The 23,490-nt window shown below is 66.9% G+C and carries 18 protein-coding genes; 10 read left to right on the top strand and 8 right to left on the bottom strand.

Translation table 11 applies throughout. The features are described 5' to 3' along the window. Positions 1 to 75 precede the first annotated feature (75 nt). Genes FOA17_RS05910 through FOA17_RS05900 form a run of 3 tightly spaced genes read left to right on the top strand, consistent with a single transcriptional unit; the run spans position 76 to position 3,133 of the window. On the top strand, positions 76 to 741 hold the full coding sequence (locus FOA17_RS05910; RefSeq protein ID WP_149140527.1) for a response regulator transcription factor: 666 nt from the start codon (positions 76 to 78) through the stop codon (positions 739 to 741). Further along, on the top strand, positions 738 to 2,120 hold the full coding sequence (locus FOA17_RS05905; protein WP_149140526.1) for a sensor histidine kinase: 1,383 nt from the start codon (positions 738 to 740) through the stop codon (positions 2,118 to 2,120). The genes FOA17_RS05910 and FOA17_RS05905 overlap by 4 nt, the downstream gene beginning before the upstream one ends. Next, positions 2,087 to 3,133: an ABC transporter substrate-binding protein gene (locus FOA17_RS05900; protein ID WP_149140525.1), complete on the top strand. Its 1,047-nt coding sequence runs from the start codon at positions 2,087 to 2,089 to the stop codon at positions 3,131 to 3,133. Before FOA17_RS05905 ends, FOA17_RS05900 begins: the two co-directional genes overlap by 34 nt. Here FOA17_RS05900 and FOA17_RS05895 read toward each other — a convergent pair. Together FOA17_RS05895 and FOA17_RS05890 are read right to left on the bottom strand one after the other, a co-directional pair. Then, positions 3,130 to 3,447 (bottom strand): MocE family 2Fe-2S type ferredoxin, encoded by a 318-nt coding sequence (locus FOA17_RS05895; RefSeq protein WP_149140524.1) that lies wholly within the window; start codon positions 3,445 to 3,447, stop codon positions 3,130 to 3,132. The genes FOA17_RS05900 and FOA17_RS05895 overlap by 4 nt on opposite strands. A gap of 10 nt (positions 3,448 to 3,457) precedes the next feature. Next, complete coding sequence (locus tag FOA17_RS05890; RefSeq protein WP_149140523.1) at positions 3,458 to 4,549, bottom strand: fatty acid desaturase family protein; 1,092 nt, start codon at positions 4,547 to 4,549, stop codon at positions 3,458 to 3,460. A gap of 130 nt (positions 4,550 to 4,679) precedes the next feature. Here FOA17_RS05890 and FOA17_RS05885 point away from each other — a divergent pair, with 130 nt between their 5' ends. Further along, positions 4,680 to 5,717: a LacI family DNA-binding transcriptional regulator gene (locus FOA17_RS05885; RefSeq protein WP_149140522.1), complete on the top strand. Its 1,038-nt coding sequence runs from the start codon at positions 4,680 to 4,682 to the stop codon at positions 5,715 to 5,717. 84 nt (positions 5,718 to 5,801) lie between these two features. After that, entirely contained in the window at positions 5,802 to 6,608 is an 807-nt protein-coding gene (locus FOA17_RS05880) for a TIM barrel protein (protein ID WP_149140521.1), read from the top strand. Between the two features lie 80 nt (positions 6,609 to 6,688). On the opposite strand, the gene ade is transcribed toward FOA17_RS05880, so the two are convergent. Further along, entirely contained in the window at positions 6,689 to 8,389 is a 1,701-nt protein-coding gene (gene ade / locus FOA17_RS05875) for an adenine deaminase (RefSeq protein WP_149140520.1), read from the bottom strand. A 109-nt stretch (positions 8,390 to 8,498) separates the two neighbouring features. Here ade and FOA17_RS05870 point away from each other — a divergent pair, with 109 nt between their 5' ends. Continuing rightward, on the top strand, positions 8,499 to 9,431 hold the full coding sequence (locus tag FOA17_RS05870) for a DMT family transporter (protein WP_149140519.1): 933 nt from the start codon (positions 8,499 to 8,501) through the stop codon (positions 9,429 to 9,431). Between the two features lie 158 nt (positions 9,432 to 9,589). Here FOA17_RS05870 and FOA17_RS05865 read toward each other — a convergent pair whose 3' ends face one another. From FOA17_RS05865 to ubiA, 4 genes are all read right to left on the bottom strand, one after another. Beyond that, positions 9,590 to 11,068 carry an NAD-dependent succinate-semialdehyde dehydrogenase gene (locus FOA17_RS05865; protein ID WP_149140518.1) on the bottom strand — a complete coding sequence of 493 codons (1,479 nt, stop codon included), beginning with the start codon at positions 11,066 to 11,068 and terminating at the stop codon, positions 9,590 to 9,592. A gap of 112 nt (positions 11,069 to 11,180) precedes the next feature. Further along, on the bottom strand, positions 11,181 to 11,510 hold the full coding sequence (locus FOA17_RS05860; protein ID WP_149140517.1) for a hypothetical protein: 330 nt from the start codon (positions 11,508 to 11,510) through the stop codon (positions 11,181 to 11,183). A 42-nt stretch (positions 11,511 to 11,552) separates the two neighbouring features. Further along, complete coding sequence (locus FOA17_RS05855; protein WP_149140516.1) at positions 11,553 to 13,568, bottom strand: OmpA family protein; 2,016 nt, start codon at positions 13,566 to 13,568, stop codon at positions 11,553 to 11,555. Between the two features lie 63 nt (positions 13,569 to 13,631). Beyond that, positions 13,632 to 14,597 carry a 4-hydroxybenzoate octaprenyltransferase gene (gene ubiA / locus FOA17_RS05850; protein WP_149140515.1) on the bottom strand — a complete coding sequence of 322 codons (966 nt, stop codon included), beginning with the start codon at positions 14,595 to 14,597 and terminating at the stop codon, positions 13,632 to 13,634. A gap of 14 nt (positions 14,598 to 14,611) precedes the next feature. Between ubiA and FOA17_RS05845 the strand changes: the two genes are divergently transcribed. The 3 genes from FOA17_RS05845 to FOA17_RS05835 are packed head-to-tail and all read left to right on the top strand — an operon-like array spanning position 14,612 to position 17,270. Further along, on the top strand, positions 14,612 to 15,337 hold the full coding sequence (locus FOA17_RS05845; RefSeq protein WP_149140514.1) for a 16S rRNA (uracil(1498)-N(3))-methyltransferase: 726 nt from the start codon (positions 14,612 to 14,614) through the stop codon (positions 15,335 to 15,337). Further along, positions 15,334 to 15,864 carry a hypothetical protein gene (locus FOA17_RS05840; RefSeq protein ID WP_149140513.1) on the top strand — a complete coding sequence of 177 codons (531 nt, stop codon included), beginning with the start codon at positions 15,334 to 15,336 and terminating at the stop codon, positions 15,862 to 15,864. Before FOA17_RS05845 ends, FOA17_RS05840 begins: the two co-directional genes overlap by 4 nt. Positions 15,865 to 15,923: 59 nt before the next feature. After that, the gene (locus FOA17_RS05835; RefSeq protein WP_149140512.1) at positions 15,924 to 17,270 is read left to right on the top strand and encodes a glutamate--cysteine ligase; all 1,347 of its coding nucleotides are present in this window, start codon (positions 15,924 to 15,926) and stop codon (positions 17,268 to 17,270) included. Positions 17,271 to 17,358: 88 nt separating this feature from the next. Here FOA17_RS05835 and FOA17_RS05830 read toward each other — a convergent pair whose 3' ends face one another. Then, positions 17,359 to 19,782: an ATP-dependent helicase gene (locus tag FOA17_RS05830; RefSeq protein WP_149140511.1), complete on the bottom strand. Its 2,424-nt coding sequence runs from the start codon at positions 19,780 to 19,782 to the stop codon at positions 17,359 to 17,361. A gap of 236 nt (positions 19,783 to 20,018) precedes the next feature. Between FOA17_RS05830 and FOA17_RS05825 the strand changes: the two genes are divergently transcribed. Next, entirely contained in the window at positions 20,019 to 23,459 is a 3,441-nt protein-coding gene (locus FOA17_RS05825) for a pyruvate carboxylase (protein WP_149140510.1), read from the top strand. Positions 23,460 to 23,490: the final 31 nt, after the last annotated feature.

The following is a 23,490-nucleotide window of genomic DNA, read 5'->3' as shown; positions in this document are numbered from 1 at the left end:
GCGCAGGCTTGCGGAAAACACACTTTGCTGAAAAGCTGACACGAACCTGTCATCCACTGCCGAAAATCCGGTCAAATGCGATTCCTGCTGGTCGAAGATACCGACGAACTGGCCCAAGCCGTCGCGTCGCGGCTGGCGCTTGAGGGGCATGGCGTGGACCGGGCCGCCACGCTGGCCGATGCGCGCGATCTGCTGCGCGCGGCCCCCTATGACCTGATTCTGCTCGATATCTCGATGCCCGATGGCGACGGACGCGATTTTCTGGCGCAGGACCGGGCGGCGGGCGGCAGCGTTCCGGTGATCATGATGACGGCCAGCGCCTCGGTGAATGACCGCGTGACCACGCTGGATCGCGGCGCCGATGACTACATCGTCAAACCCTTCGACTTTGCCGAATTGCTGGCGCGCTGCCGCGCCGTGCTGCGCCGCCATGCCGGCGCCGCCGACAGCCTGCGCCGCTTTGCCGGTTTCACCTATGATCCGCTGGGCGCCACCATCACCGTGGGCGACGAGACGCGCGAATTGCGCGCCCGCGAATTGCGTCTGCTGGAAATCCTGCTCAGCCGTCCCGGTCAGGCCTATTCCAAGGCGCATCTGATCGACCGGCTGTTTTCCTTTGACGAAATGGTCAGCGACAACGCGATCGAGGTCTATGTCGGCCGGCTGCGCCGCAAGCTGGAAGGATCGGGCGCGCGGCTCGAGACGCTCCGCGGTGTCGGCTACAGGTTCTTTCCCGAATGATCCCGCTCTGGCCCGGCCAGCCCTCGCTGCGGCACCGGCTGATCTGGCAGATCGTCGCGCTGTCGGCGCTGCTGGCGGCGCTTTTGTTCATCGCGGTCCGCTACAGCGCCGAGACCGCCTCCAGTGCCTCGCAGGATGCGGTGCTGGCGGCGGCGGTCAATTCCATCGCCGACGGGGTGCGCAGCGGCGATGACGGGCTGGTGCTGGATCTGCCCTATGCGACCTTCTCGATCCTGGGCGCCATGGGCGAGGAACGCATTTTCTACAGCCTGCGTCTGGGCAATGCCTTTCTCAGCGGATACGAGGGCCTGCCCGCGCCCCCCCAAATGCCCGAAGACCTGTCGCCCGTCTTTTACGATGCCGCCTATCGCGGCGCCGATCTGCGGCTGGCGGCGATCACCCGTTCCGCATTGGTGGAAAACCAGACACAGCTTGTGACGGTGGTGCTGGGCCAGACCCGCTTTGGCCAGGCCGAGATCGCCCGCCATACCGCGCGCAACGCCGCCTGGCTGGGCCTGGGCTTTCTGGTGCTGGCGCTGCCGCTGGCCATGCTGTCGGTCCGCAATGTGCTGCGCCCGGTCGAATTGCTGACAGAGGCGGTGTCGCGGCGCGGCCCGCATGATCTGCGCCCGGTGCGTCACCCTGCCCCGCGCGAATTGTCGCCGCTGCTGCGCGCGCTCAACGGCTTCATCGCGCGGCTGCGGCTGTCGCTGCAACTGGCCGAGACCTTCATCTTCGAGGCCGCGCATCGCATCCGCACCCCCCTGTCGCTGGTGCGCACCGAGGCGGAACTCGCGCTCTCCGAGGCGCAGGACGAAGCGACCCGCATGCGACTGCGCCGGATGATCCGTGCCATCGGCGAAAGCAGCCGCTCTGCCAGCCAGATCCTCGATCATGCGATGGTGCTGTATCGGTCGGATCAGTTCGAGGCGGCGGGTTTCGATCTCGCCGCCCTGGCGGCGGGCGCGTTGCGCGACATTACCCCGGTGGCGGAAATGCGCGAGATCGGCCTGCGCGCCGAGGGGCTGGAAACACCCTGCCCGCTGACCGGCGACGCCCGCATGATCGAGGTGGCGCTGCGCAACCTGCTGGACAATGCGCTGAAATATTCCGACCCCGACAGCACCGTGACCCTGCGCCTGAGCCAGACCGACGAGACCCGGCTGAGCATCTGCGATCAGGGCCGGGGCCTGCCTGCCGATGCGGGCGATCTGACCGAACGGTTCCGCCGCGGGTCGAATGCCGGCGATGTGGTGGGGTCGGGCCTGGGCCTGACCATCGTGTCAGAGGTCGCCCTCGCCCATGGCGGGCGCTTCACCCTGGAACCGGGAAAGGAGGGGGGCACATGCGCCACGCTCATCTTGCCGCGCGCCGATTGATCGGCGGCCTGCTGGCGCTCATGCTGGCCGGCCCGGCCCTGGGCTTCGAGATGGAGCTGGAGCGGGTCTTCGGCCCCGCCGACGCGCCCGAGGAAATCGCCGTCCTCTCCACCACCGATGTCGCGGCCATCGCGGGCGTGCTGGAAAGCTATGCCGCGCGCCACCCCTGGCAGCGCATCCGCTATGTGCAGGCCGCCAGCCTTGAGACCTTTCGCGCCATCGGCACCGAGGGCGCCCCCTTCGATCTGGTCATGTCCTCGGCCATGGATTTGCAGATGCGGCTGGTCAATGACGGTCTGGCCGCCGGTGTCACCCCCGATGCGACCGGCCTGCCCGCCTGGGCGCGCTGGCGCGACCAGCTGTTCGGCGTGGCACTGGAGCCGGTGGTGACGCTGGCCTCGCGGCGGGTGCTGGGCGATACCCCCCTGCCCCGGTCGCGCCGCGACCTGATCGCCATGCTGCGCGACGACCCCGCCCGCTTTGACGGCCGCGTCGCCACCTATGACCCGGCCACATCGGGCGTGGGCTATTTCCTGATTTCGCAGGATGCCCAGCAATCCGAAGGCTTCTGGCGGCTGGCCGAGGTGATGGGGCGGCTCAATGCCCGGGTGTTCTGCTGTTCGGGCGAGATGATCCGCGAATTGCGCGAGGGGCGCGTGTCGATCGCCTATAACGTCGTGGCCAGCTACACCGCCCGCTTTGCCCCCGACGACCCCGATCTGGTGAAGCTGAGCTTCGAGGATTACACCCTGGCCATCGTGCGATCGGCCTTCGTGCCGGTGCAGGCGCCCAACCCCGATGGCGGCACCGCGCTCCTGTCGCATCTGCTGTCACCCGAGGCGCAGCGGCAACTGGCGGAACTGTCGGGGGCGGCGCTGATCCCCGGCGCGGGGCCGGCACCCGCGCCCAACTTGCGGCCGATCCGGCTGGATGCGGGGCTGCTGGTCTATGGCGACCAGCTGCGCCGCACCGATACGATGAACGAATGGCGCGGCGCGATGATCCAGCCCTAGCCGCTGATACCGATAAAGACCTCGCCGCCTTCGACCTTGATCGGATAGGTGCGCAGGTTCACACAGACGGGGGCGCGTTTCGCCTCGCCGGTGCGGTAATCGAACTGGCCATTATGTTTGGGGCATTCGATCAGATGACCCATCACCAGCCCGTCGCACAGATGCACATCCTCATGCGTGCAGCGCCCGGCGGTGGCGTAGAAATCGCCCTCGGGCGAATGATAGATCGCAAAGGTCTGCGATCCGTGGTCAAAGCGGATCAGGTCCTCGGCGTCGATATCGTCGGTGGCGCAGGCGCGAATCCAGTCGGTCATGTCACTTTCCTCATGCGGCAGGGGTTACGGCGGCGTCGCCCAGGGCGGCGCGGTGAAAATCCTCGCGATAGGGTTTAGCGGTGGCGGGCAAGTCGCGCTTCAGAAAGAAATCCTCATAGACCAGCTGGCGCCGCAGCGCCGGCCACATCTCGGCAAAGGCCGCGGGGATGGAGCGGTTGGGCGCCGGCAGGTCATGCCGGATCACCGCATGCAGGCGCGGCAGCGCATGATAGGGCACCATCGGGAACATGTGATGTTCCACATGGTAATTCATGTTCCAGTAGATGAAGCGGCTGACCGGGTTCATATAGACCGTGCGGCTGTTCAGCCGGTGGTCGATCACGTTGTCGGCCAAGCCGCCATGCTGCAAGAGCCCGGTCATCACATGGTGCCAGGCGCCATAAAGCCGCGGCAGGCCGATGACCATCAGCGGCAGGATCGACCCCATCCACAGCGCCAGCGCCAGCGTCGCCAGATAGATCGCCACATAGATCCGCGCGACGCGCGTGACCTTTGCCCATTCGCTTTGCGGCACGAAGCTGCGCTCCTCGGCCGTGGGGCCCGAGACCGCGTTCACCACCATGCGCGGCAGCGCCGCCAGCACATCGAACACCCCAAAGAAATTCAGCACCAGCTTTGCAAAGGCCGGCGGGCGCATCACCGCGATTTCCGGGTCGCGCCCGACGATATAGGTGTCGGTATGGTGGCGGGCATGGCTCCAGCGCCAGGTCGCCGAATTGCGCATCATCATGAAGGACGCGATTTCATAGACCGCGTTGTTCATCCAGGGCGTCTTGAAGGCGGTGCCATGGCTGCATTCATGCCAGCGCGAATCCGAGGCGGAGCCATAGAGCACTCCATAGGCCAGCCAGAACGGCACCGACCAGACCGAAGGCCAGAGCGCGATGCCGATCCCCGCCAGCACCACCATGCTGCCCAGCCAGATCACCGTGTCGCGGATCGCCGGCTGGTCGGATCGCTGCATCAGATCCTTCATCACCTTGCGCGGCACCTCGGTATGATACCATTCGGCGGCGGCAAGGCCGGTCTCCACCGCGCGGGCGCCATCCGGCCCCAACAGGCTGTAATCGCGTTTCGTCATCCTCGTCCTCCCTGACCCGGTGGGATCGCATCCGGGGTCTTGACGAAAATAGAATACACATTCCATCATGGCGAAAGACGGCGATGCCGTATTTTCATCAAATCTCGTCATCAGGCAAAAGGGGGCGACCATGGCCAGACGGCCCGGCATGGCGGCATTGGCGGCGGCGGCAGGCGTGTCGGTCGCCACAGTGGACCGCGCGCTGAACGGGCGCGAACAGGTCGCCGCCGATACCCGCACCCGCATCGCCGAGGCCGCGCAGCGCATCGGCCACCCCGCCGCCTGGCGATTGCACGGCAGCGGCCCCGCCCCCGGCCGCACGCTGCGCTTTGGCGTCGTGCTGCACAAGCAGGGCCAGGATTTCTACCGCGCCTTCGCGCAGGAACTGGAACGCGCCATCGCCGAGATACCGGGCCTGCGCGGCGAACTGGTGCTGGAGTTTTCGGCCTCGCAGGCTCCCTCCGACATGGCCGCCAGCCTGCGCGCAATGGCCGGGCGCTGCGATGTGCTGGCCGCGACAGCGGTCAACCACCCCGAAATCACCGCCGCGGTGGAGGAATTGCGCGGCACCGGCCTGCCGGTCATCGCCCTGCTCTCGGACTTTGCCCTCGGGCTGCGCGCCGGCTATCTCGGCCTCGACAACCTCAAGATCGGGCGCAGTGCCGGCTGGATCACCGCGCTTTCCGCCCGCGCCACTGGCGCCGCACAGGGCAAGGTCATGCTGGTGGTGGGCGGTCATCGCTGGCATGGCCACGAACTGCGCGAGGCGGGCTTTCGCAGCTACCTGCGCGAGATCGCCCCTGGGCTGGAGGTGCTGCCCACCTTCGTCAATCTCGAAACCCGGCAGTTGACGCAGGATGCGGTGCGCGTGGCGCTCGCGCGCCACCCCGACCTGCGCGGCATCTATGTCGCCGGCGGCGGGATGGAGGGCGCGATCGCCGCCCTGCGTGCGCATCGCGACCCTAGCGCGGTTTCGCTGGTGGTCTCGGCCCTCACCCCCGAATCGCGGCGCGGGCTGGCGGATGGCCTCGTCACCATGGTCACCGACACCCCGCTGGAACGGCTCTGCCGCCAGTTGTTCGGCCAGATGGCCCGGCTGGTGCAGGACAATGCCGATTTCGGCGAGATCTTCCTGCTGCCCGAGATACATATCGGCGAAAGCGTCTGACGATATCCCATCATTCCCGGCGATCCGGGGCTTTGCCCACGCCCCGAACTGGAATATTCATTCCGAAAATAGCCCGAGGTCACCATGCTCCCCTTCGCCCTGAACCACATGACCGCCCCGCGCCTCGACTGGCGCGCCTTTGCCGATCTCGCGGCCACGCTGGGCTGCGTCGGCGTGGAATACCGCAATGACCTTTCCGGCCCGCTGTTCGGCGGCACCGACCCGGCCGAGGTCGGCGCCACCCTGCGCGCCCATGGCCTGCGCTTCCTCGCGCTGGCCGAGGTCAAGATGTTCAACGACTGGTCCGACACCAAGGCCGCCGAGGCCGAGGCCCTGATGCAGATCGCCGCCGCCGCCGGGGCCGAGGCGATCAGCCTCATCCCGCGCAATGACGGTGTCGCCACCGACCGCGCCGACAGCCGCCGCGTGACCGAAACCGCCCTGCGCGAGGTGCTGCCGATGCTGCGCGCCCACGGGCTGAAGGCCATGGTCGAACCGCTGGGCTTCGAGGTCTGCTCGCTGCGCTACAAGGAGGTGCTGGCCGATTGCATCGAGGCCGTGGGCGGCGCGGGCACGCTGTTCATGGTGCATGACACCTTCCACCACCACCTCGCCGGCGGCGGCACGCTTTTTCCTGACCTCACCGGCATCGTCCATGTCTCGGGCGTCACCGCGCCGGTGCAGGTGAATGCCCTGCGCGACCCGCATCGCATTCTGGTCGATGCCGATGACATGCTCGGCAATGTCGCCCAGATCCGCGCCCTGCACCGGGGCGGCTATCGCGGCCCGATCAGCTTTGAACCCTTCGCGCCCGAGATCCACGCCCTGCCCGACCCGGCAAAGGCCCTCGCCGCCTCGATGCGCTTCATCGAGGCCGGCGCCGCATCCTGATCTTCATCTGTTCACAAATATCCTGCGGGGAGGTCCGGAGGGGTGCAAAACCCCTCCGGCGCCCACCACAGGCGCCACGGTCAGGGCATGACCTCGAAACGATCCACATCGACCATACCGTGATCGGTGATCTTCAGATGCGGGATCACCGGCAGGGCCAGAAAGGCCAGTTGCAGGAACGGCTCCTCCAACACCACGCCCAGCGACCGCGCGGCGGCGCGCAGCGCGATCAGATCGTCGCGCACCACCTCAAAGGGCTCCAGGCTCATCAGCCCCGCCACCGGCAGCGCCAGTTCCGCCAGCACCCGCCCGCCCTCGGTCACCACGAAACCGCCCTCGATCTCTGACAGCCGGTTCGCCGCCAACGCCATATCGGTATAATCCGCACCCACCACCGCGATATTGTGGTGATCGTGACAGACGGTGGAGGCGATGGCCCCGCGTTGCAGGCCAAAGCCCTTGACGAAGCCGGTCGCGCGATTGCCGTTCACCCCGTGGCGCTCGATCACCGCGATCTTGATCAGGTCGCGCGCCAGATCGGGGCGCTTGTCGCCATCCTGCGGCGCGATCTCGAAGGTCAGATGTTCGGTGATGATCTTGCCGGGAATGACCCCGATCACCGGCGTTTCGCTGCGATTGCCGCCGGTGCGGAAATCGGTCGCCGCCACCCGGGGCGCCTTGACCGAATGCCGCGCGACCGGCGGCACCACCTTGCGCGCGGCAAAGGCCGCCTCGCCCGCGCGCACCCCGGCCGAGAATACCATCTCGGGCCGACACGCCGCCAGATCGGCCAGCACCACGATATCGGCGCGCTTGCCCGGCGCGATCTGGCCGCGATCCTTGAGCCCGCAGGCCTCGGCCGCCGAAAGCGAGGCCGCGCGATAGGCCGCCAGCGGCGGGCAACCAAGCGCGATCGCGGTGCGGATCAGGTAATCCAGATGGCCATGTTCCGCGATATCCAGCGGGTTGCGGTCATCGGTGCAGAAACAGCAATAGGCCGAGCTGCGTTCGGTCAGCACCGGCGCCAGCGCGTGCAGATCCTTGGAAACCGACCCCTCGCGGATCAAGACCCGCATCCCCTTGCGCAACTTCTCCCGCGCCTCCTCGGCGGTGGTCGCCTCATGCTCGGTGCGGATGCCGGCGGCGATATAGCCGTTCAGGTCGCGCCCCGACAAAAGCGGGCTGTGCCCGTCGATATGCCGGCCGCGAAACGCCTCCAGCTTGGCCATGCAGCCCGGATCGCCATGCAGCACACCGGGATAGTTCATGAACTCGGCCAGCCCGATGACGCGCGGATGATCCATCAGGGGCAGCAGATCTGCCGCCTCCAGCCGGGCGCCCGTGGTCTCCATATGGGTCGAGGGCACGCAAGACGACAGTTGCACCCGGATATCCATCACCGTATGGGCGCTCGCCTCCAGAAAATAACCGATCCCCGCCAGACCGCAGACATTGGCGATCTCATGCGGATCGCAAATGGCGGTGGTCACGCCATGGGGCAGCACACAGCGGTCGAATTCATAGGGCGTGACCAGCGAACTTTCGATATGCAGATGGGTGTCGATGAAGCCGGGCACCAGAATGCGCCCGGTCACATCCACCACCTCGCGCCCCTCGTAATCGGCACAGATCCCCACGATGACGCCGCCGCAGATCGCGACATCGCCCTCCAGCAGATCGCCGGTCACCACATCCAGCACCCGCCCGCCCCGCAAGACCAGATCGGCGGGATCCAGCCCCCGGCCCTGGCGGATCAGATCGGAAAGCGGCGGTTTCGGCATGGTCGTCTCCCTCGGCTTTGCCCCGACTGAACCCGATCCCGGCGGCCGGGTCCAGCCCCAAGGCGGCGCCCCCTTGCCAAAGCGCGGCCCAAAGGGCAGGACCAGAGCCATGCAACCCGAAACACCCCCGCAACGCCCCTTGCGCGGCATCGCGCTGAAACTCGGCTCGGTGCTGGTCTTCATCGTCATGTCGGCGCTGATCAAAGCGACCGCCGATCGCGTGCCGCCGGGCCAGGCGGTCTTTTTCCGGTCGTTCTTTGCCCTGCCGGTGATCCTGGTCTGGCTGGGACTGCGGCGCGAGTTGACCACCGGGCTGGGCACCAGGAACCCGGTGGGCCATGTCTGGCGCGGGCTGATGGGCACCGCGGCCATGGGTTTCGGCTTTGCCGGCCTCGCCTTCCTGCCGCTGCCCGAGGTGACCGCCATCGGCTATGCCGCGCCGCTGCTGACAGTGATCTTCGCCGCGATGTTCCTGGGCGAGGAGGTGCGCGCCTTCCGCATCGGCGCGGTCGGCCTGGGGCTGGCGGGGGTGCTGATCGTCGCCAGCCCGCGCCTGACGCTCAACAGCGGCGCCAGCGCGGCCGAGGCGCTTGGCGCGCTGCTGGTCCTGTTCGGCGCCGTCTTCGCCGCCCTGGCCCAAGTTTTCGTCCGAAAACTTGTGAATGGCGAAAAGACTTCGACGATCGTCTTCTGGTTTTCGGTAACGGCCTCGCTGGTCTCGTTACTGACACTGCCCTGGGGATGGGTCTGGCCGCATCCCGACGAGGCAGCGCTGATGGTCACCACCGGAATCCTCGGCGGCATCGGCCAGATCCTCCTGACCTCCAGCTACCGCGAGGCCGATGCCTCGCTCATTGCGCCTTTCGACTATGCCTCGATGCTGTTCGCGCTGCTGATCGGCTATTTCGCGTTTGGCGAGGTGCCGACCGCCACCATGCTGGCCGGGGCTGCGCTGGTGATCACGGCGGGCTGCCTGATCATCTGGCGCGAACGCCAGCTGGGTCTGAAACGCGACCGCCAGCGCAAGGCGATGACGCCATGAGAAAGGGGGGCTGTCTGCCCCCCACGCGCCTGCGGCGCTCCCCCCGAGGATATTTGTGAACAGATGAGGGCAAGGCCCGCCTTTTCATCTGTTTTCAAATATCCTCAGGGGGTGAATTTGCGCAGCAAAGAGGGGGCGCGAGCGCCCCCTGCGGCGGTTCAGATGCTCAGGCAGATATATTTCATCTCGAGGTAATCTTCCATGCCATGATGGCTGCCCTCGCGGCCGAGGCCGGATTGCTTGACCCCGCCAAAGGGCGCGACCTCGGTCGAGATCAGGCCGGTATTGACGCCGACCATGCCATATTCCAGCGCCTCCTGGACGCGGGTGATGCGGCCGATGTCGCGGGCGAAGAAATAGGAGGCAAGGCCGAAGATGGTGGCATTGGCCTTTTCGATCACCTCTTCTTCGGTCTCGAAGCGGAAGAGCGGCGCGACGGGGCCGAAGGTTTCCTCGTTCGTCACGGCCATCGCATCGGTGACGCCGGTCAGCACGGTGGGCTGGAAGAAGCTGCCTCCCAGTTCGTGCCGCGCGCCGCCCAGCAGCACCTCGGCCCCCTTGGCGCGGGCATCGGCGATATGTTCCTCAACCTTTTCGACCGCGTCCATGTTGATCAGCGGGCCGAACTGCACCGCATCCTTCAGCCCGTCGCCCACGGCGGCCTTGGCCACGGCGGCCTTCAGCCGGGCGGCGAATTCGTCATAGACCCCTGCCTGCACATAGATGCGGTTGGCGCAGACGCAGGTCTGGCCGTTATTGCGGAACTTGGAAATCATCGCCCCTTCGACCGCCTTGTCGAGATCGGCATCGTCGAACACGATGAAGGGCGCGTTGCCGCCCAGTTCCATGGAGCATTTCATCACCTGATCCGCGGCCTGACGCAGCAGGATGCGGCCAACCTCGGTCGAGCCGGTGAAGGTCAGTTTGCGCACGGCGGGGTTTTCGCAGAATTCCTTGCCGATATCCGAGGCGCGTTCCGAGGTGATGACCGCCAGCAGCCCGCCCGGCAGGCCGGCGCGTTCGGCCAGCACCGCCAGCGCCAGCGCCGAAAGCGGGGTTTCAGAGGCCGGGCGCGCGACAAAAGCGCAGCCGACGGCCAATGCCGGGCCGCATTTGCGGGTGATCATCGCATTGGGAAAGTTCCAGGGCGTGATCGAGGCGACGACGCCGATCGGCTGTTTGATCACCGTGATGCGCTTGTCGCGCTGATGGCCGGGGATGGTTTCGCCATAGACGCGCTTGGCCTCTTCGCCGAACCATTCGATGAAGCTGGCGCCATAGGCGATCTCGCCCTTGGCCTCGGCCAGGGGTTTGCCCATTTCGGCACAGAGGATGGTGCCCAGGTCGTCCTGGTTGGCCATCATCAGCTCGAACCACTTGCGCAGGATGGCGGCGCGTTCCTTGCCGGTGCGGGCGGCCCATTCCTTTTGCGCGACGACGGCGGCGGCAATGGCGCGGGCGGTCTCGGCGCGGCCCAGATTGGGGACGCGGGCGATGACATCGCCCCGGGCCGGGTTGGTGACGGCAAAGGACGTGCCGTCGTCGGCCGCGATCCATTCACCGGCGACATAGGCCTTTTCGGCCAGCAGCGACGGGTCTTTCAGCAACGAGCGCAGATCGGTGACGGAATCAAGCATGGGGGCCTCCTGCATCGGGTTGGCAGAGACAAAGCACGCGGCCCCGCCGCTGTCCAGTTCGGCGGCGCGAATTGGTCGGGATTTTGATCAAATCGCCGAATGTCGGGCCGGATCAGGCGTTGGAATGCATCCGCTCGATATAGGCGCGCATCTCCTCGGCCTCTTGCCGGGCATCGCGCAGCCCTTCCATCGCGGCGCGCAATTCGGCCTCGGTCTGCGCGATCTGGTTCGACAGTTCCGATTCGCGGCTTTCGAGATAGACCAGCGCCTGATCGCGGGTTTCCTCGGCCTCGTGCAGGGCCTGGGCCAGACGCTCCAGCTCGCCCATATCGGCGGCAGAGACGCGGCGCAGTCGCTGGATCACCAGATGCGCGAACCAGCCCAGCGTGAAGGCCAGCATCAGCACGATGGCCGTGGCAATGACAAATTCGTTGCGGTTCATGGGCGGTCCTTCGCAGGGGCGGGCATCGGCGGAAAGGGCGGATCAGGGCCGTTCCGGGCGGGGTTTCGGGCGGGTGGTGATTTCTTTCGGGGCGACCGAGGGGCTGGTATCGTCCGAGAAATCGGGGGCATGGGTCGTCGGGCCGCGCGTCACCAGCGGGGCTTGGGGCGCCTCACCATCAGCCGGGGTTTCGGGCGTGGCTGCCGCCGGGGCCTCCGGCGCGGAAAGCAGGGTGAATTCGATCCGACGATTGGCCTCGCGCCCCTCTTCGCTGCCGTTATCGGCGACGGGCACGCCCTCGCCATAGCCGCGCGCGACCAGGCCCGAGACATCGACCCGCCGGCCTTGCAGCGCCAGCACCACCGCCTCGGCCCGCGCCTGGCTGAGCGTCAGGTTCCCTTCGGTAGAGCCCTGCGCATCGGTATGGCCCGCCACCTCAAGCTTCAGCGCGGGGCAGCCGAGCAGGATCTTGGCCAGCTCATCCATCGTGGCATTGGTATCCGAGGCGATCTCGGCCGACCCCGGGGCGAAGGTGATCTTGTGTGCCGCGACCGCCGCATTCAGTTTGGCCGCGCATTCCTGCGGACTGGGCAGGGCGGCGAAAGGATCGAACGCCTCGTCATATTGCACCGACACCTTGAAGGGCATGCCCTGCCCCAGCTTGTCGGACAGGATCTGCGACACCCGCGCCCGCCCGTCCTGACGGCCGCTGACACCGCTGACCTCCACCGTATCGGCGCGCACGGTCAGGTTGCCGTGATGCAGGATCGACAGCGCCTCCAGTCCGGCCAGCACCCGCACGGGCCAGCCATCGGGCAGGGCCTCGTCAAAGCGGGTGGCGGTATAGACCTTGTCGGCGCCGAAACGCGCGCGGGCAAAGGCATCGACCGCCGATTTCAGCAGATCGTCGGTCAGCCGGCCGCGCAACTGCACCTGACCCTGGTCCGAGAGGCTGGCGGTGAACTCCGCCGGGCCGGCCAGCGCGCCATCGGTGCGGGGCGGCAGGGTGGATTTCAGCGAAAAGACCGGCGGCAGCGCGGCCTGCAATTCCCCCACCACCCGGTCAAAGGTCGCCTGCGCGGTGCCGGGATCGGCCAGCAGCGTCACATCCGCATCGGAAAAGGTGACGGAGCCGCCGCCCAGATCGGCCACGGCCTTGATCCCGGCCTCGGCCGCCTGCGCCCAACTTGGGCTGGGCACGCCAAGGCCGATGGTGCAGATCGTCGTCCCCTCCAGCCCCGCGACCTTGGCCGCCGCCAGAATACGGTCGCGCGCGGCATCGGTGTCGGCGGAACAGGCGTCAAAGCGCACCCCCTCGCCATCCTTGAGAAAGCGCAGCGTAAAGGGCGTCAGCACCGGGCGCGGCGCCGAGATCTCGATTGCCACATCCAGCCCGGCGGGCTTGAGCTTGGCCAGTTCGGTTTCAAAGCGGCGCTTCTGCGCGTCACTGTCGGAAATCGCGGTGATCGCCACCTTGTCCGCCGCGACCGAGATCTTGGAACGCGGCAACAGCTTCAGCGCCTCGGTGCCGAACGCGAGCGCGGCGTCCCAACCCTCGGGCGCGGGAAAGGCCGCGGTTTCCAGCATGTCCGACACCGGCAGGATGCCGGCCATCGCGGCGACCTCGGTCATCAGCACCTGGTCCGGCCCTTCGGGCGGCGGGGCGGCGGGGTCGGTGACGCGGGCCGCCGGCAACAGGCCGATGATCGAAAACCCGTCACTGTTGCGCAGCATCTCGACCGAAAAGCGCGGCGCCTCGATCGCGCGCACCGGCGTCACGTCCAGCCGGTCGCGCAGGCGTGCGCTATCGACCACCTCGCCCGCGACATTCACGGCGCGAAAGCGCGCGGCCTCATTCGGGGCGGTGCCCAGAAGCCGGACCTGAAGCCCCGAGGCCTTGACCTCGACCCAGGTCATGCCTTCGGTCAGCAGACGCGAGCGCACCTGCGCGACCGAGCGCCCCTCGATCAGCGCGGCCCCGGACCAGGCGGTGACGATGGCCACCAGCCCCGCCCCGACGAACATCGTGGTCTGAAGCAGTGAGGGCGGGATTCGCATCGCAAGGGGCCTTTGGAACCGGAACGTCAGGGTTTCCTTACGGCCCCGGGCGCGGCGGATCAATCAAACCATTGCGGCACCGGCAAGAAACAGCGCAAGCAGCAGCCCCGCATCGCGATTCGACCGAAACAGCCGCAGGCAGATTTCGGTGTCGGTCGTGTCGAGCCGCGCCAGTTGCCAGCGCAGGTGCCAGCCAAAGACCCAGACCCCCGCAAGGCCCAGCACCAGCGGCAGCGCCGGCCCCTCGATCAGCGCCTTGGCCACGGCAAGCCCGGCCAGCAGCAGTGCCGCCACCAGAAACCGGCGCAGCCAGCCCGGTGTCTCGGCATCGCCGAACAGGCGGGCGGTGGATTTGACGCCGATCAGCGCGTCATCCTCCTTGTCCTGATGGGCATAGATCGTGTCATAGAACAGCGTCCAGGCGATGCCCGCCAGCCAGAGCAGCACCGCCGGCCAGCCCAGACTGCCGGTATGGGCGGCCCAGCCCACCAGCGCGCCCCAGTTGAAGGCGATGCCCAGAAAGGCCTGCGGCCACCAGGTAAAGCGCTTGGCAAAGGGATAGACCAGCACCGGCAGCAGCGCCACGATCCCCAGCCCGATCGCCGCGGGCGGAAAGGTGATCAGCACCGCCCCCCCGATCAGCGCCTGCACGGCCATCCAGACCAGCGCCTGCCGCGGCGTGACCTGCCCCGAAGGCAGCGGCCGCGACCGGGTGCGCGCCACCTGCGCGTCAAAATCGCGGTCGGTATAATCGTTCCAGGTGCAGCCCGCGCCGCGCATGACAAAGGCGCCCAGCCCGCAACCGGCCGCGATCCACAGATCGAACAGCCCCGGCCCCGCCGGATCGGCGGCAATCGCCAGCGCCAGCCCCCACCAGCACGGGATCAGCAACAGCCAGGTGCCGATCGGCCGATCGGCCCGGCTCAGCCGCAGATAGGGGCGCAAGGGCGCAGGGGCGAAGCGGTCCACCCAGTTACCCGCCGGGGCGTCGGCCACCTGACCCTCTGGCAATTCGGCGCGGTCGGACATAGGTTCATCCCATCATGACAGATGCAAAGATCCGCCTCTCTGTAGACCACCCGCTTGGCCCGGGGCAATCGGTGCCTTTGACCGAGGATCAGGCGCTTTACCTGTTTTCGGTGATGCGCAAGAGCGTGGGCGAGGCGATCCTGCTGTTCAACGGGCAAGACGGCGAATGGCGCGCGACCGTGGCCCAGGCGGGGAAGCGGCGCGGCATCCTGGTCTGCGACCGGCAGACCCGGCCCTTGCAGCCGCCGCCCGACATCTGGCTGTGCTTTGCCCCGGTCAAGAAGGCCGAAACCGTCTATATCGTGGAAAAGGCGGTGGAACTGGGCGTGGCGCGGCTGTGCCCGGTGCAGACCGATTTCACCAATTCCGACCGGCTGAACCGCGACCGGATGCAGGCCAATGCCCGCGAGGCCGCCGAACAATGCGGCGCGACCGCTGTCCCGCCGGTCGAGGCGCTGCAACCGCTCGACAAACTGCTGGCGGGCTGGCCCGAGAGGCGACGCCTCTTGTGGTGCAATGAGGCGAAGGCGGGGCTGGCCACGCGGCTGGCCGGGGCGGAGCCTGGCCCCTGGGCTATCCTTATCGGCCCCGAAGGCGGGTTTTCCGACCGCGAAAAGGCCCGCCTTGCCGCCCATCCGGCGGTGGTGCAGGCGAGCCTCGGCCCGCGCATCCTGCGCGCCGAAACCGCCGCCGTCGCCGCGCTGACGCTGTGGCAGGCCGCCCTGGGGGATTGGGCATGATCCGCCCAGAGGCATTGGTCACGCTGTCACGCTATCGTGACCTCGCGCTGGCGGCGACCGTCTGCGCGGCGGGGCTCTGGCTCTTGCGGCTGGGGGGCTGGCTGTTCCTGCCGCTGGGGGCGGCGCTGCTGGCACTTGGCGCGGCGCTCGGGGTGATCGCGCTGCGGCGGCTGCGCTTTGCCCGCCCGACCGCCAGCGCCGGGCTGATCGAGGTGGACGAGGCGCAGATCGGCGTCTTCGGCCCCGAGGGCGGCGGCTTTGTCTCGTTGCGCGAAATGACCGAATTGCGCCTGTTGTCGCGCGGCCAGCGCCGGTTCTGGCGCGTCAAGCAGACCGACGGCCAGGCGCTGCTGATCCCGGTCGATGCCGCCGGGGCGGACCGGCTGTTCGACGCCTTTGCCACGCTGCCCGGCATGAACAGCCAGGCGCTTGTCGCCGCGCTCGACGCGCCCGGCGGCGCCGAAGATACGCTGGGCCCGGTGGTCTGGCGTCGCGAACGGGCGGCAACGCGTCTCGGGCCGGCTTGACTTGCGCCGCGCGCCGCGCCACCTGTTAGCGCCCGGAACCGGCCAGAACGGAGAGCCTCATGTCCATCCCCCAAAACGGCGGCGGCCCGATCGAAAGCTTCGACCAGCTGGCCGGGATGATGGAATCCGGCTGCAAGCCGCGCGCCGACTGGCGCATCGGCACCGAACACGAAAAGTTCGGCTTTCTGGAGGGCAGCCGCGCCCCCCTGCCCTATGACGGCCCGCGCTCGATCAAGGCGCTGCTGGAAGGGCTGCGCGACCGCTTCGGCTGGGCCGAGGTGCTGGAACAGGGCAAGATCATCGGCCTGTCGCGCAACGGCGCCAGCGTCAGCCTGGAACCCGGGGGCCAGTTCGAACTGTCGGGCGCGCCACTGGTCGATACACATGCCGTGAAGGCCGAACTGGAAAACCACCTGGCCGAGGTGCGCGCCGTGACCGAGGGCTGGGGCGTGGGCTTTCTGGGCCTGGGCGCCGCGCCGGAATGGCATCATGACGAAATGCCGGTCATGCCCAAGGGCCGTTACCGGCTGATGACCGATTACATGGGCCGCGTCGGCACCCATGGCACGCAGATGATGTATCGCACCTCGACCGTGCAGGTGAATCTCGACTATGCCTCCGAGGCCGACATGGTGCAGAAACTGCGCGTGGCGCTGGCCTTGCAGCCGGTGGCGACGGCGCTGTTCGCCTCCAGCCCGTTCTTCGAGGGCAAGCCCAACGGGCACAAATCCTGGCGTTCGCGCATCTGGCGCGATCTGGATGCCAGCCGCACCGGCATGCTGCCTTTTGCCTTTGAACCCGGCATGGGCTTTCAGCGCTATGTGGACTGGGTGCTGGATGTGCCGATGTATTTCGTCTATCGCGACGGCCATTACATCAATGCCCTGGGCCAGAGCTTCCGCGCCTTCCTGCGCGGCGAATTGCCCGCCCTGCCCGGCGAAAAGCCGACGCTCAGCGACTGGGCCGACCATATGACGACGGTTTTCCCCGAGGCGCGGGTGAAGAAATATATCGAGATGCGCGGCGCCGATGTGGGCGATGCGGCGCATATCGTGGCGCTGCCGGCCTTCTGGGTCGGGCTGACCTATGACCAGACCGCACTGGATGCAGCCTGGGATCTGGTCAAGGGGTTCGATGCCGCCACCCGCGAAGGCTTGCGCGTTGCCGCCTCGGTCAAGGGATTGCAGGGCGAGGCGGGCGGCGTGAAGCTGATGGATCTGGCGCGGGCGGCGGTGGCGCTGTCACAGGCCGGGCTGGTCGCGCGCGGTCTGGGCGAGGAGGTGCATCTGGCACCGCTGATGGAAAGCCTGGAGACCGGGCAGACGCAGGCCGACCGCTATCTGGCGGCCTGGCAAGGCCCGTGGAAAGGCAGCCTCGCGCCGCTTTACCAGGCCGCGCGGCTGTGACCCCGACGGGGCGCTGATGGCAGGCGCCGGAGGGGTTTTGCACCGCTCCGGACCTCCCCGCAGGATATTTTTGAACAGATGAAAAGGGTCAGAACGGCAGGTCGTCGGCCTCATGCGCGGGGGTGACGTAGCTGGCCACCACATGCTTGACCCCGGCCTTGTCAAAGGCCACTTCGAGCTTGTCGCCCTCGATCGACACGATCCGGCCATAGCCGAATTTCTGGTGGAACACCCGGTCGCCCGGTGTGTGGCGCGACACGGCCTGAAGGTCGATCACCGGCGCGCGGCTTTCGCGGGGCTGGGCAATGGGGCGGGCGGTCGCGCGGTCCTGCATCCGTTTCCAGCCGGGCGAATTGTAGACATCGGCCTTGGTCGCGCGTTCCTCGACCCGGCTGAAGCCGGATGCCGCGCCATAGCCGCCACCATGCAGCCCCGGCGGCGTCAGCACATCGACATGATCGGCGGGCAATTCGTCGATGAAGCGCGACGGAAGCTGGCTTTGCCATTGGCCATAGACCCGGCGATTGGCAGCAAAGCTGATGGTGCAGAGCCGCTCGGCCCGGGTGATGCCGACATAGGCGAGGCGGCGTTCCTCCTCCAGCCCCTTGCGGCCGCTTTCATCCATGCTGCGCTGGCTGGGGAACAGGCCATCCTCCCATCCCGGCAGGAAGACGACCGGAAATTCCAGCCCCTTGGCCGCGTGCAGGGTCATGATCGTGACCTTTTCCGCCGCATCCTCGGTTTCATTGTCCATGATCAGCGCGACATGTTCGAGAAAGCCTTGCAGGCTGTCGAACTGTTCCAGCGCCTTGACCAGTTCCTTGAGGTTTTCCAGCCGGCCCGGCGCCTCGGGCGTCTTGTCGTTCTGCCACATCGAGACATAGCCCGATTCCTCGAGAATGACCTCGGCCAGGCGGACATGGCCCAGATCGGCATGGGGGGCCGTATCGGGCAGGAGTGGTTCGATCACCGCATCGGCCAGTTGCGGGCGGGCGTTCAGGATCGCCGCGTGCCAGCGATCGACGCCTTCGACAAAGGCGCGCAGCTGGCCCGCGCCCTTGCCGCCGATGATGCCGCGCGCCAGCACCTCGCGCGCGCCTTCCAGCAGGCTGACGCCGCTGGCCCGTGCCGCGCGCTGGATTTCCTGCTGCGCCTTGTCGCCCAGGCCGCGCTTGGGCGTGTTGACCACCCGTTCAAAGGCCAGATCGTCCTCGGGGCTGACGGCGAGGCGGAAATAGGCCATGGCATCGCGGATCTCGAGCCGTTCATAGAAACGCGGGCCGCCGATGACGCGATAAGGCAGGCCGATGGTCAGGAAACGGTCCTCGAAGGCGCGCATCTGGTGGCTGGCGCGCACCAGGATCGCCTGATCGTCCAGCCCGACCGGATCGCGGCGCCCCGACCCGCGTTGCAGCGCCTCGATCTCGTCGCCGATCCAGCGCGCCTCCTCCTCGCCGTCCCAATGGCCGATCAGGCGCAGCTTCTCGCCGCCCTCGGCCTCGGTCCAGAGGGTCTTGCCCAGCCGTTCGGCGTTGCCCGCGATGATGCCCGAGGCGGCAGCAAGGATATGTTCGGTCGAGCGGTAATTCTGTTCCAGCCGCACCACCTGCGCGCCTGGAAAATCCTTTTCGAACCGCAGGATATTGCCCACTTCGGCACCGCGCCAGCCATAGATCGACTGGTCGTCATCACCCACGCAACAGATGTTGCGATGACCCTGCGCCAGCAGCCGGAGCCACAGATATTGCGCGACATTGGTATCCTGATATTCGTCCACCAGAATATAGCGCAGCCAGCGCTGATATTGCTGCAAGACATCGGGATGGGCCTGAAAGATGGTGACGCAATGCATCAGCAGGTCACCGAAATCGCAGGCATTCAGGCTGCGCAGGCGGTCCTGATATTGTTCATACAGTTCCGTCCCGCGGTTGTTGAAACCCGCCGCCTCGGACGCGGGCACCTTGGCCGGGGTCCAGGCGCGGTTCTTCCAATGGTCGATCAGCCCGGCCAGCTGCCGCGCCGGCCACCGCTTTTCATCCATGTTGGCCGCGACGATCAGCTGTTTCATCAACCGGATCTGGTCGTCGGTATCCAGAATGGTGAAGTTCGACTTCAGCCCGACCAGTTCGGCATGGCGGCGCAGGATCTTGACACTGATGGAATGGAAGGTGCCCATCCAGGGCATCCCCTCCACCTGGCCCAGCATGCGCGCCACGCGGTCCTTCATCTCGCGCGCGGCCTTGTTGGTAAAGGTCACGGCCAGGATCTCGTTCGGGCGGGCCTTGCCGGTGAACAGCAGATGCGCGATGCGGCTGGTCAGCGCCTTGGTCTTGCCGGTGCCCGCCCCTGCCAGCATCAGCACCGGCCCGTCCAGCGCCAGCACCGCGGCGCGCTGCGCCGGGTTCAGGTCATCGAGATAGGGCGCAGGGCGCGCCGCCATGGCGCGTTGCGACAGGGGCACGGCCGCCGCAAAGGCGCCCTCATCATGCTGCGAGTCGTCATATCCGGTCATGGCGCCACTGTAACCGCGCCCGACAGCCTTGGGAAGATCGCGTTCCGCGAATGTTCCCTTCTGGCTGGCCGCCCGATGTTAGCGCTAACTTCACAAAATGCCCGGAGACTGTTTGCAACTGCAAAGTTCCGCTGCATATTTCGCAAAACTTCGCAAAATGCCGCTGCGTGACCTTGCGCCGCAGTGCAGCACGCCTAAAGTGGCGCGAAATTTCAGCCACGGCCGAGGGGAAAGCCATGCCCGAGTTCCGCAAGATCCTGATCGCCAATCGCGGCGAGATCGCTATCCGCGTGATGCGGGCCGCCAATGAGATGGGCAAGAAGACCGTCGCGGTCTATGCCGAGGAGGACAAGCTCTCGCTCCACCGCTTCAAGGCGGACGAGGCCTATCTGATCGGCCAGGGCCTGTCGCCGGTGGGCGCCTATCTGTCGATCCCGGAAATCATCCGCGTCGCGAAACTGTCGGGCGCCGACGCGATCCACCCGGGCTATGGCCTGCTGTCGGAAAACCCCGATTTCGTCGAGGCCTGCGAACAGGCGGGCATCACCTTCATCGGCCCGCGCGCCGAAACCATGCGCGCCCTGGGCGACAAGGCCAGCGCCCGGCGCGTGGCCGTCGCGGCCGGCGTGCCGGTCATCCCCGCGACCGAGGTGCTGGGCAATGACTTTGACGCGATCCGCAAGGAGGCGGCCGAGATCGGCTATCCGCTGATGCTCAAGGCGTCCTGGGGCGGCGGCGGGCGCGGCATGCGCCCGATCAACACCCCGGAGGAGCTGGAGGCAAAGGTGCTGGAAGGCCGGCGCGAGGCCGAGGCCGCCTTCGGCAATGGCGAGGGCTATCTGGAAAAGATGATCCTGCGCGCCCGCCATGTGGAGGTCCAGATCCTCGGCGACAAGCAGGGCGCGATCTATCACCTCTATGAACGCGACTGCACCGTGCAGCGCCGCAACCAGAAGGTCGTCGAACGCGCCCCCGCCCCCTATCTGACCGACGCGCAGCGGACCGAGATCTGCGAACTGGGCAAGCGCATCTGCCAGCATGTGAATTACGAATGCGCCGGCACCGTCGAATTCCTGATGGATATGGACAGCGGCAAGTTCTACTTCATCGAGGTGAACCCCCGCGTGCAGGTGGAACATACCGTCACCGAACAGGTGACCGGCATCGACATCGTGCAGGCCCAGATCCTGATCGCCGAGGGCAAGCCGCTGGCAGTGGCGACCGGCGTCGCCCGGCAAGAGGATGTGCGCCTGATGGGCCACGCGCTGCAATGCCGCGTGACGACCGAAGACCCGCAAAACAACTTCATCCCCGATTACGGCCGCATCACCGCCTATCGCAGCGCCACCGGCAACGGCATCCGGCTGGATGGCGGCACCGCCTATTCCGGCGCGGTGATCACCCGCTATTACGATTCGCTGCTGGTCAAGGTCACGGCCTGGGCGCAAACCCCGCAACTGGCGATCAGCCGGATGCACCGCGCCCTGTCGGAATTCCGCATCCGCGGGGTTTCCACCAACATCGCCTTTGTCGAGAACCTGCTGAAGCACCCGACCTTCCTGGACGACACCTATACGACCAAGTTCATCGACACGACGCCCGCGCTGTTCCAGTTCAACAAGCGGCGCGACCGGGCAACCAAGATCCTGACCTATATCGCCGATATCACGGTGAACGGGCACCCCGAGACGGCGGGCCGCCCGAAACCCGCGGCCGAGGTCAAGGCGCCCAAGCCCCCCGTCCCGCGCGCCGAGCCCGCCATGGGCACGCGCAACCTGCTGGAACAGAAGGGCCCGCAGGCGGTGGCCGACTGGATGAAGGCGCAGACCAAGGTGCTGCTGACCGACACCACCATGCGCGACGGCCACCAGTCGCTCTTGGCCACGCGCATGCGCTCCATCGACATGATCCGCGTGGCGCCGGCCTATGCCGCGAACCTGCCGCAGCTGTTCAGCGTCGAATGCTGGGGCGGCGCGACCTTCGATGTCGCCTATCGCTTCTTGCAGGAATGCCCCTGGCAGCGCCTGCGCGACCTGCGGGCGGCGATGCCCAACCTGATGACGCAGATGCTGCTGCGCGCCTCCAACGGCGTGGGCTACACCAACTATCCCGACAATGTGGTTCAGGCCTTCGTCAAACAGGCGGCCGAGACCGGGGTCGATGTGTTCCGCGTCTTCGACAGCCTGAACTGGGTCGAGAACATGCGCGTCGCCATGGATGCGGTGATCGAGGCGAACAAGGTCTGCGAGGGTACGATCTGCTATACCGGCGATCTGCTCGACCCGGCCCGCGCCAAATATGACCTGAAATATTACGTCGCCATGGCGAAGGATCTGAAGGCCGCCGGCGCGCATGTGCTGGGCCTGAAGGATATGGCGGGCCTGTTGAAACCCGCCGCTGCCCGCGTGCTGGTCAAGACGCTGAAGCAGGAGGTCGGCCTGCCGATCCACTTCCACACCCATGATACCAGCGGCGCGGCGGCGGCGACGATCCTCGCCGCCTGCGATGCCGGGGTGGATGCGGTGGATGCGGCGATGGATGCGTTTTCAGGCGGCACCTCGCAGCCCTGCCTTGGCTCGATCGTCGAGGCGCTGCGTCATACCGACCGCGATACCGGCCTCGATATCGGCGCGATCCGCGAGATTTCCAACTATTGGGAACATGTGCGCGCGCAATATGCCGCCTTTGAAAGCGGCCTCGCCGCCCCGGCTTCGGAGGTATATCTGCACGAAATGCCCGGAGGCCAGTTCACCAACCTCAAGGCCCAGGCCCGGTCGCTGGGGCTGGAGGAACGCTGGCCCGAGGTGGCGCAGGCCTATGCCGATGCCAACCGGATGTTCGGCGATATTGTGAAGGTCACGCCCTCGTCCAAGGTGGTGGGCGACATGGCGCTGATGATGGTGGCGCAGGGTCTGTCGCGGGCACAGGTCGAGGATCCGGCGGTCGATGTGGCCTTCCCCGATTCGGTCGTGGACATGATGAAGGGCAATCTGGGGCAGCCCCAGGGCGGCTGGCCCGAAGGCATCCAGAAAAAGGTGCTGAAGGGCGAGGCCCCGTTGACCGCACGCCCCGGCCTGGGCATGGCCCCCGTCGATCTGGAGGCGACCCGGGCCAAACTTTCGGCCGATCTCAACGGCTTCAAGGTCGATGACGAGGATCTGAACGGGTATCTGATGTATCCCAAGGTCTTCCTCGACTATATGGGCCGTCACCGGCAATACGGCCCGGTGCGCACCCTGCCGACTCGGACCTTCTTTTACGGCATGGAACCGGGCGACGAGATCAGCTGCGAGATCGACCCCGGCAAGACGCTGGAGATCCGCCTGCAAGCCGTGGGCGAGACCGGCGATGACGGCGATTGCAAGGTGTTCTTCGAACTGAACGGCCAGCCGCGCGTGATCCGCGTGCCCAACCGCGCGGTCAAGGCCAAGACCGCCGCCCGGCCCAAGGCCGATACCGCCAACGCCAACCATATCGGCGCTCCGATGCCGGGCTCCATCGCCTCGGTCTCGGTCACGCCGGGGCAGAAGGTGCGGGCGGGCGACCTGCTGCTGACCATCGAGGCGATGAAGATGGAAACCGGCCTGCATGCCGATCGCGAAGCGACAATCAAGGCAGTGCATGTTGCGGCCGGCAGCCAGATCGACGCCAAGGATCTGCTGATCGAGCTGGAGTGACCCCCCTGCCCCGGTCTGCCGGGGCGGCAGC

It is taken from the genome of Gemmobacter caeruleus, from assembly GCF_008271655.1.
Lineage (GTDB): Bacteria > Pseudomonadota > Alphaproteobacteria > Rhodobacterales > Rhodobacteraceae > Gemmobacter > Gemmobacter caeruleus.
This window is presented reverse-complemented; position numbering and strand designations above follow the sequence as displayed.